This is a genomic window from Methylibium sp., assembly GCF_013817365.1.
GTDB lineage: Bacteria > Pseudomonadota > Gammaproteobacteria > Burkholderiales > Burkholderiaceae_C > Methylibium.
In genome coordinates this window covers 1-7,938 of record NZ_JACDCU010000165.1, presented here as the reverse complement: position 1 = coordinate 7,938, position 7,938 = coordinate 1, and the positions used below count along the sequence as shown (strand labels likewise).

7 protein-coding genes and 1 pseudogene are annotated in these 7,938 nt (G+C 66.8%); 3 read left to right on the top strand and 5 right to left on the bottom strand.

Going from position 1 to position 7,938, the window contains the following annotated elements; translation table 11 throughout:
• Positions 1-1,157 (top strand): tetratricopeptide repeat protein (locus H0W38_RS11390; protein WP_292453995.1); only part of this gene is annotated, 1,157 nt, incomplete at its 5' end.
• Between the two features lie 64 nt (positions 1,158-1,221).
• Here the strand turns inward: H0W38_RS11390 and H0W38_RS11385 are convergent.
• The 5 genes and pseudogenes from H0W38_RS11385 to H0W38_RS11365 all read right to left on the bottom strand — a co-directional run.
• Positions 1,222-1,329: pseudogene (locus H0W38_RS11385) on the bottom strand (NAD(P)-binding domain-containing protein); the annotation flags it as partial.
• Between the two features lie 13 nt (positions 1,330-1,342).
• Positions 1,343-2,119 carry a 2-dehydro-3-deoxyglucarate aldolase gene (gene garL / locus H0W38_RS11380; RefSeq protein WP_292453993.1) on the bottom strand — a complete coding sequence of 259 codons (777 nt, stop codon included), beginning with the start codon at positions 2,117-2,119 and terminating at the stop codon, positions 1,343-1,345.
• A gap of 26 nt (positions 2,120-2,145) precedes the next feature.
• Complete coding sequence (gudD, locus tag H0W38_RS11375; protein WP_292453991.1) at positions 2,146-3,489, bottom strand: glucarate dehydratase; 1,344 nt, start codon at positions 3,487-3,489, stop codon at positions 2,146-2,148.
• A 26-nt stretch (positions 3,490-3,515) separates the two neighbouring features.
• Complete coding sequence (locus tag H0W38_RS11370; RefSeq protein ID WP_292453988.1) at positions 3,516-4,484, bottom strand: tripartite tricarboxylate transporter substrate binding protein; 969 nt, start codon at positions 4,482-4,484, stop codon at positions 3,516-3,518.
• A gap of 129 nt (positions 4,485-4,613) precedes the next feature.
• Complete coding sequence (locus H0W38_RS11365) at positions 4,614-5,663, bottom strand: LacI family DNA-binding transcriptional regulator (protein ID WP_292453986.1); 1,050 nt, start codon at positions 5,661-5,663, stop codon at positions 4,614-4,616.
• Positions 5,664-5,942: 279 nt separating this feature from the next.
• Here H0W38_RS11365 and H0W38_RS11360 point away from each other — a divergent pair, with 279 nt between their 5' ends.
• Positions 5,943-6,401 (top strand): RidA family protein, encoded by a 459-nt coding sequence (locus H0W38_RS11360; protein ID WP_292453984.1) that lies wholly within the window; start codon positions 5,943-5,945, stop codon positions 6,399-6,401.
• A gap of 93 nt (positions 6,402-6,494) precedes the next feature.
• Positions 6,495-7,907: an aminotransferase class V-fold PLP-dependent enzyme gene (locus H0W38_RS11355; RefSeq protein WP_292453982.1), complete on the top strand. Its 1,413-nt coding sequence runs from the start codon at positions 6,495-6,497 to the stop codon at positions 7,905-7,907.
• Positions 7,908-7,938 lie beyond the last annotated feature (31 nt).

Below are 7,938 nucleotides of genomic sequence, written 5' to 3'. Positions count from 1 at the left end.
TGGCCTGCTTCGGCGCGCGCCGCTTCGCCGAGGCGCAGCAGCACTTCCTTGCCGCGCTGGCCCTGGTGCCGGGACGGGTCTCGGTGCTCGCCAACCTGGCTGCCACGCAACTGGCGCTGTCGCGGCCGCAGGAGGCGCTGGAGTCCGCCGATCAGGTGCTGGCCGTCGAGCCCGACAACCGCGATGCCTGGATCCACCGGGCCAGTGCGCTCGGCGATCTGGGTCGCCACGAGGAAGCGCTGGCCGGCCATGACAAGGTCCTTGCGCTCGATGGCGGGCTCGCCGAAATCTGGATGCGTCGTGGCCAGACGCTGCAAAGCCTGAATCGCCACGACGAGGCACTCGTTTCCTATGAGCGGGCTCTGGCGATCGACCCCACCCGGGCGAGAGCCTGGAGCAATCTCGGCGGCATCCTGCGCGAAGCCAAGCGCCTGGACGAAGCGGCGCACGCCTTCGAGCAAGCCATCGCCCATGGCGCCAATGCCGAACTGAATGGCTACTACCTGGCTTCGGTCGGTGGCCGAAACGCTCCCGCCACCGCGCCGAAGAACTACGTGCAGCCGCTGTTCGACGATTATGCGGGCGAGTTCGACGAGCACCTGGTGGAGGTTCTGCACTACCGCGCGCACAAGGTGCTCATCGGGCACCTCGAAAGACTGAGCCCCCGCCGCTTCGAATCGGCCCTGGATCTGGGCTGCGGCACCGGCCTGTGCGGCCCGCTCGTCAAGCCGATGGCCAGGCAACTCACCGGCGTCGATCTGTCGGGCCGGATGCTGGACAAGGCCCGCGCGCTCGGCGTCTACGAACAGCTTGTGCAGGCGGAGATCGTCGAGTACCTGAGCACCACCAACGAACGCTTCGACCTGGTGCTGGCCGCCGATGTGTTCATCTATGTCGGCGATCTGGCGCCGGTGTTCGCTGCCGTGCACCGGGTCCTGGAGGCGGGCGGCATGTTCTGTTTTTCCGCGGAACTCGCGGGTAGTGGAGCGCGAGATTTCGAGTTGCTGCCGAGCCTGCGCTATGCGCAATCGGAGCGCTACCTGCGGGAGCTCGCCGCGCGGCACGGCTTCGAGGTCACGCGGCTGTTGTGCGAACCGGTTCGTGAAGACCAGCGGAAGTCGATCGACGGAATGTTCGTCTACCTGACCCGGCGCTGAGCTGCAGCGGGCTCGCAAGTCGGTGCACGCGCAGCGCCTCCGTGGCGCGGCCGTTGATTGCAGCCGGCGCACCACGCCGCGCGTGGACGAAGACGGTGTGGCCGTCGTCGATGAGGTGGCCGCACATCGGCGCGCCCATGATGCCCAGGCCGATGAATCCGAGCTTGCTCATGATCGGTTCTCCTTCAGGCGAGATAGCGGTCGCGAAGCGCCTGCGTGGCGCCGCGGAAGACACCGAGATCGCTGCCGACCCCGACGAAGCTGACCCCCATCTCCATGTAGCGCCGCGCATCGGCCTCGACCGGCGCGAGGATGCCGACCGCCTTGTCATGTGCCCGGGCGGCATCGACCACCGAGACGATCGCGGCCTGCACTTCGGGATGCGCCGCGTTGCCGAGGTGGCCGAGGCCGGCGGCCAGATCGGAGGGGCCGATGAACACGCAATCGATGCCGTCTACTGCAGCGATGTCGGCCGCCGCCGCGAGCCCGTCGCGGCTTTCGATCTGCGCCATCACGCAGATCTGATCGTTGATGCCGGTGAAATAGCCCGCCACCGTGCCGAAGCGGTTGCTCCTCTGCGCCACCGACACGCCGCGAATGCCTTGCGGCGGATAGCGCGTGGCGGCCACCGCACGCTGCGCCTCGTCAGCACTTTCCACGAAGGGAATGAGGAAGTTGTAGAAGCCCGCGTCGAGCAGTCGCTTGATCTCGACCGGGTTGTTCCAGGAAGGCCGCACGACCGGCGAGCTGGGGCTGTCCTTCAAGGCCATCAACTGCGGGATGAAGGTGGTGACGTCGTTCGGCGAATGCTCGCCGTCGAGCAACAGCCAGTCGAAGCCGGCGACGCCAAGCACTTCGGTCGTGATCGGGTTGGCGAGCGAGCACCAGCAGCCGATCAGGCGCTTGCCGGCCAGCAGATCCTGGCGCAGGCGATTGGGAAACGATTGGTAGGCGGTCGTCATGTCGTGGACTCCTGAATTCGGGCGGGTCAGCGGACCATGCAGGGGCGCTTGGGATCGAAGCACCAGTTCGGCAGCAGGTGCTGCATCGCGGCGGCATCGTCGCGCGCGCCCAGGCCGTGCTCGAGGTAGAGCCGGTGCGCCTTCTCGACCTCGGCCATGTCGAGCTCGATGCCCAGCCCCGGCCGCTTGGGCACTTGCACGTGTCCGCCGGTGATCTGCAACGGCTCGCGGGTGAGGCGCTGCCCGTCCTGCCAGATCCAGTGCGTGTCGATCGCCGTCACGCGCCCCGGCGCCGCGGCACCGACGTGCGTGAACATGGCCAGCGAAACGTCGAAGTGGTTGTTCGAGTGCGAACCCCAGGTCAGGCCCCAGTCGCGACAGGTCTGCGCCACGCGCACCGAGCCCGCCATGGTCCAGAAATGCGGGTCGGCCAGCGGGATATCGACCGACTGCAGTGACATCGCGTGGGTGAGTTGCCGCCAATCGGTCGCTACCATGTTGGTCGCTGTCGGCAGGCCGGTGGCACGACGGAACTCCGCCATCACCTCGCGGCCGGAATAGCCCTCTTCCGCGCCGCACGGGTCTTCCGCGTACGCGACCACGTCGTGAAGATCGCGCATGAGGCGGATCGCGTCCTTCAGCAGCCAGCCGCCGTTGGGGTCGAGCGTCACGCGCGCTTCGGGAAAGCGCTCGTGCAGGGCCGTCACGGTCTCGACTTCGACCTCGCCCGCCAAGACGCCGCCCTTGAGCTTGAAGTCGTTGAAGCCGTAGCGCGCACGCGCGGCCTCCGCGAGGCGAACGACGGCCTCCGGCGTCATCGCCGCCTCGTGCCGCAGGCGCTGCCAGTCGTCGGCGTCGGCCGCCTCGTCGCCCGGGCTCGCGTACGGCAGACCGGTCTTGCCGCGATCGCCGACGAAGAACAGGTAGCCGAGCATCTCGACCGACTCGCGCTGCTGGCCCTCGCCGAGCAGCGCGGCCACCGGCAGCTCCAGGTGCTGGCCCAGCAGATCGAGCAGCGCCGCCTCGACGGCGGTGACGACATGGATCGTGGTGCGCAGATCGAAGGTCTGCAGGCCGCGCCCGCCGGCGTCACGCTCGGCGAAGCGCTCGCGCACCATGCGCAGCACGCGCTGCACGTCGCCCACCGGCTGGCCGACGACCAGCCCTTTGGCATCTTCCAGCGTCTGGCGGATCGTCTCGCCGCCCGGCACCTCGCCGACGCCGGTGCGCCCGGCGTTGTCGGTCAGCAGCAGGAGGTTGCGCGTGAAGAACGGGCCATGCGCGCCGCTCAGGTTCATGAGCATCGAGTCGCGCCCGGCAACGGGGATCACCCGCATCGCGGTGACCACGGGCGTGGAGTGCAGCGCCATGTCGAACATTCCGGTTGCGAGGAGCTTCAGTTGGCCGTGATCTTGCGCGTCTCGATCACGCTCTTCCAGCGTGCGAACTCGGCCTGCTGGAAGGCGGCAAACTGCTCGGGCGTGTTGGCGACCACCTCGATGCCGATGTCGGCGAACTGCTTCCTGATCTGCGGATCGTTCAGAGCAGTCACCACCGCCGCGTGCAGCTTGCTCTTCACGTCGGCCGGCAGGCCCTTGGGCGCCGCGACCGCCTGCCATGAATAGACATCGACGCCCTTGACGCCGCTTTCCGCGAGCGTCGGCACCTCGGGTAGCACGGCAGAGCGCTTCTCGCCGGTGACCGCGATGGCGCGCAGCTTGCCGCCCTTGATGTGCTGCATCACGGCATTGACGTTCTGGAACGAAGCATCGACCTGACCGCCGAGCAGATCCTGGATGGCGGGGGCGCCACCCTTGTACGGCACGTGCGTGCCGCTGGTGCCGGTCTGCAGCCAGAACAGCTCGGCCGTGAGGTGGTCGGACGAGCCGTTGCCCGAGGACGCGAGGCTCATCTTGCCCGGGTCCTTCTTGGCCGCCGCAATCACGTCGGCCACCGTCTTCAGCGGCGACGCCGCCGGCACCACCAGCACGTTCGGCGCCTGCACGGCGACCGTGAGCAGGTCGAAGTCCTTCAGCGCGTCGTAGGGCATGGTCTTGATCAGGTGCGGTGCGATCACGAGCGGCCCGAGCGAGGTCACCAGCAGCGTGTAGCCGTCGGGCGCCGACCGCGTGACCTGCCCGGCACCGATCGTGCCGGTGGCGCCGGCCTTGTTGTCGACGATCACGTTCTGGCCGAGTTGCTCCTGCAGCTTCGGCGCGATGGCGCGCGCCAGCGTGTCGGTGGAGCCGCCGGGCGGGAACGGAACGACGATGGTGATCTGCTTTTCCGGCCAGGGAGCAGCGTGGGCGGGCACGCCGGCCAGGGCGGCGACGGCAAGGCAGAAAGTGGATAGCAACTTGTTCATTGGAGTGTCTCCCCGAAGAGTGCGGCAGGCGGCGTCAGCGCGGCGTCAGCAGGCCATCGCGCTATCGAACAATGATGGTAGCGCTACCGTTGTTGATTGCAAGGAAGCAAAACCTAGTGCAAGCCCTGATCAACTGCTGGCGCGTTCGACGATTCGGAAACCCACGTCGACAACCTTCTCGCCGGCCGGCCGGCCTTCGGCCCGGTCCACGATGAAGCGCGCGGCGCGCTGGCCGATGCCGGTGCCGTCGATGCGCACGGTGCTCAGCGCCGGGTGGGTGTTGCCGGCGAAGGCGAGGTCGCCGAAGCCGACCACCGAAATCTGTCGCGGCACCGCGATGCCGCGCGCTGCAGCCTCGGTCAGCACGCCGAGCGCCAGCAAGTCGGAGCTGCAAAACACCGCGTCCATATCAGGCGCCTCTTCCAGCAGCCTGGCCAGCCCCGCGCGGCCGGCGCCCAACGTGGTCGGCGCGGGCACGAGGTGCATCGCGATCTGCGCGGCATCGTGCGCAACTCCCAACGCCAGCGCTTCTTCGACGAAGCCGCGGTTGCGTCGCAGCGCCCGCTCGTCGTCGCCGCTCAGCAGTGCGAGCCGGCGACGACCCTTGGCATGCAGGTGTCTCACCACGGCGGCGGCGGCGTTTGCATGGGAGAAACCCACTAGCATGTCGATCGGCGTCGGCGTCAGATCCCAGGTCTCGACCACCGGAATGCCGCTGGCCAGCAGACGCCGGCGGCCTTCGCTCGAATGCATGATGCCGGTCAGCACGATGCCGTCCGGCCGGCGCCCGATGATGGCCTCGAGCAGCGCGTCCTCGCGCGACTCGGTGTAGCCGCTCTGGCCGAGCATCAGCTGGTAGCCGGCATCGGCGAGTGCCGTGGTCAGCGACTGCACCATTTCCATGAACACCGGCCCGGTGATGGTCGGCACCACCGCGGCCACGAGCCGGCTGCGCGCCGAGGCCAGGCCGCCGGCCAACCGGTTCGGCACGTAGCCGGTGCGGGCGACCGCCTCGCGCACACGGGCGAGGGTTTCCGGCGCCACCTGGTCGGGGGTGTTCAGCGCACGCGACGCCGTGATGGGAGAGACGCTGGCCAGCCGCGCCACATCGCCGAGCGTGATGCCGCCTGCGCCTCGGCGCGGACGACGAGAAACGGTGAAACCGGTCGTCGTCACCATGGCGCGCAGTCTAACGGCGGGATGGCATCGCTACCATCGGCGCCTTGACCAGCATCTCTCGGCTGACAAGCACCTCGCCGCGTGTTGCGGCTCCGCACACAAGTTCCACGACTGCACACCAATAAGTAACTAGACGTTACGCATTCGGCGCAGCGTGATGGCCCTTGCAGAGGCGAATTTCGCAGTTTCGGGACTCGCGCATCCCGTTTGATGCCTACGTGGTTTTGTGGCGCACTGCTCCAGTATGGAGTTGGTCAACAACTGAGGAGGTGCTTGCATATGAGTCAACTATTCGCGATGACCCGGCTACTGCCCGTGATCGTCGTTGTGGCAGGCCTTGTCGGCTGCGCCGTTCCTGGAACAAAGACCGTCGTCGCCTCGAAAGACGCGCCCGAAGCGATCGGGCCTTATTCGCAGGCGATCAAACACGGCAACACCCTGTACCTTGCAGGGCAGATTCCGATCGATCCGAAGACCAAGCAGCTCAACACGGGCTCCATCGAGGAGCAGACGCGCCTGGTGCTCGACAACCTGAAAGCCGTGCTCGCGGCCGACGGCATGACACTCGATAACGTGGTGCTGACCAACGTGTTCATGAAGGATCTCAACGACTTCGCGAAGATGAACGCCGTCTATGCCACCTATTTCACGAGCAAGCCCCCCGCTCGCGCCACCGTGCAAGTCGCCCGCCTGCCGCGCGATGTCGCGGTGGAAATCTCCGCTGTCGCAGTGAAGTGAAGCGTTCGTTTGCCCAGGGCAGACAGAGCGCTATCCATCACGGGAGCGAGCCCGGGTACTCTTTTAGTCAACTGTTCAAAGGAAAGAATCGTCATGTCGAATCGTGATCCCCACCTGTCGTTCCAACTGCCAACCGAAAACCGTCGCCGGGATTTCTTCAAGCTCGTCGGAGCGGGCGCTGCCGCAGCCGGCGCGCTGCCGCTGCTCGGCCTGCCCACCCAGGCGCTGGCAGCGCCCGACAACTTCCGGCTCGGCGAACCCAATCCGGCGTTCGTGCTCGACCCGCAGATCCTCTACATGAACATTGGCACCACCGGCTCGACGCCCAAGCACATCCTGAAGGCCTTCGACGACTACAACCGCGAGGTGGCACGCAACCCCCGCGAGAACCTGGGCGGCACGGGGCCGATGCGCGCAGCCATCGCACCCGGGTTCGGGGCGACGTTCGACGAAATGGTGATGTCCTACAACACCACCGACGGCATGAACAAGATCCTCGCCGGCGTGGAGTTGAACGCAGGCGACGAGATCATCACCACCAACCACGAGCACCCGGGCGGCAACGGCCCGATGAATCTGCTGGCGGTCCGCAAGGGCGTCATCATCAAGCGCGTGATCCTGCCGGTCGGCAATGCGCAGACGGCGCAGGACTACGTGAACCTGTTCGCCGCCGCCATCACGCCCAACACCAAGGCCTTCTGCTTCTCGGCGCCGACCTTCCTGACCGGCACGATGCTGCCCTTCCGCCGACTCGCCATGCTGGCGCAGCAGCACAACATCATGACCATCGTCGACGGCGCCCACGCCACCGGCATGTTCAACCTGAACTTCCACGAAACCGGCATCGACTTCTGGGCCTGCTCGGGCCACAAGTGGCAGTGCGGTCCCGGCGGCACGGGCATCCTGTACATCCGCAACCGGGTCAGCAGCTTCAACCCGCTGCCGCTGTTCAACTTCTGGCCGACCAACACCAACCGGACGGTCAGCGGACCGCGAACCAACGACAACGCCGACACCTACGCCATCGGTTCGCTTGTGCAGAGCATCGGCAACCCGAACTACCCGATGCTCAAGGCGTTCTCGGAAACCTGCGTCTATTGGGACCAGATCGGCCGCCAGGCCATCGAGGACCACGACCTCGCGCTGTCGGCCTACCTGAAACAGAAGATTGCTCAGACCTGGGGCGTGGACTATCTCTATTCGCCGATGGGCGACCCGGAACTCGTCTCGGCCCTCACCTCGTTCAATCCGTTCCACGGGCCGAGCCTGATGCTGCAACCAGGCGCCGCAGCCGACGCCGAAACGGCCCAGTCGGGCACTTTCGTGACCCGCCTGCGTGAACAGTACGGCATCGTGGTGCGCAACACCGGCGTGCCCGTGATCGGCTCGACCGCGCCGCATCATCCGCTGCGCATCTCTACCCATTTGTTCCATTCCAGGCAGGACGTGGACCGCCTCGTGGCCTCGATGCGCGAACTCACGAAGGCCATGAACTCGGGCCGCTGAAATCCGCCAACCTTCGGGCGCGCCACTGGCG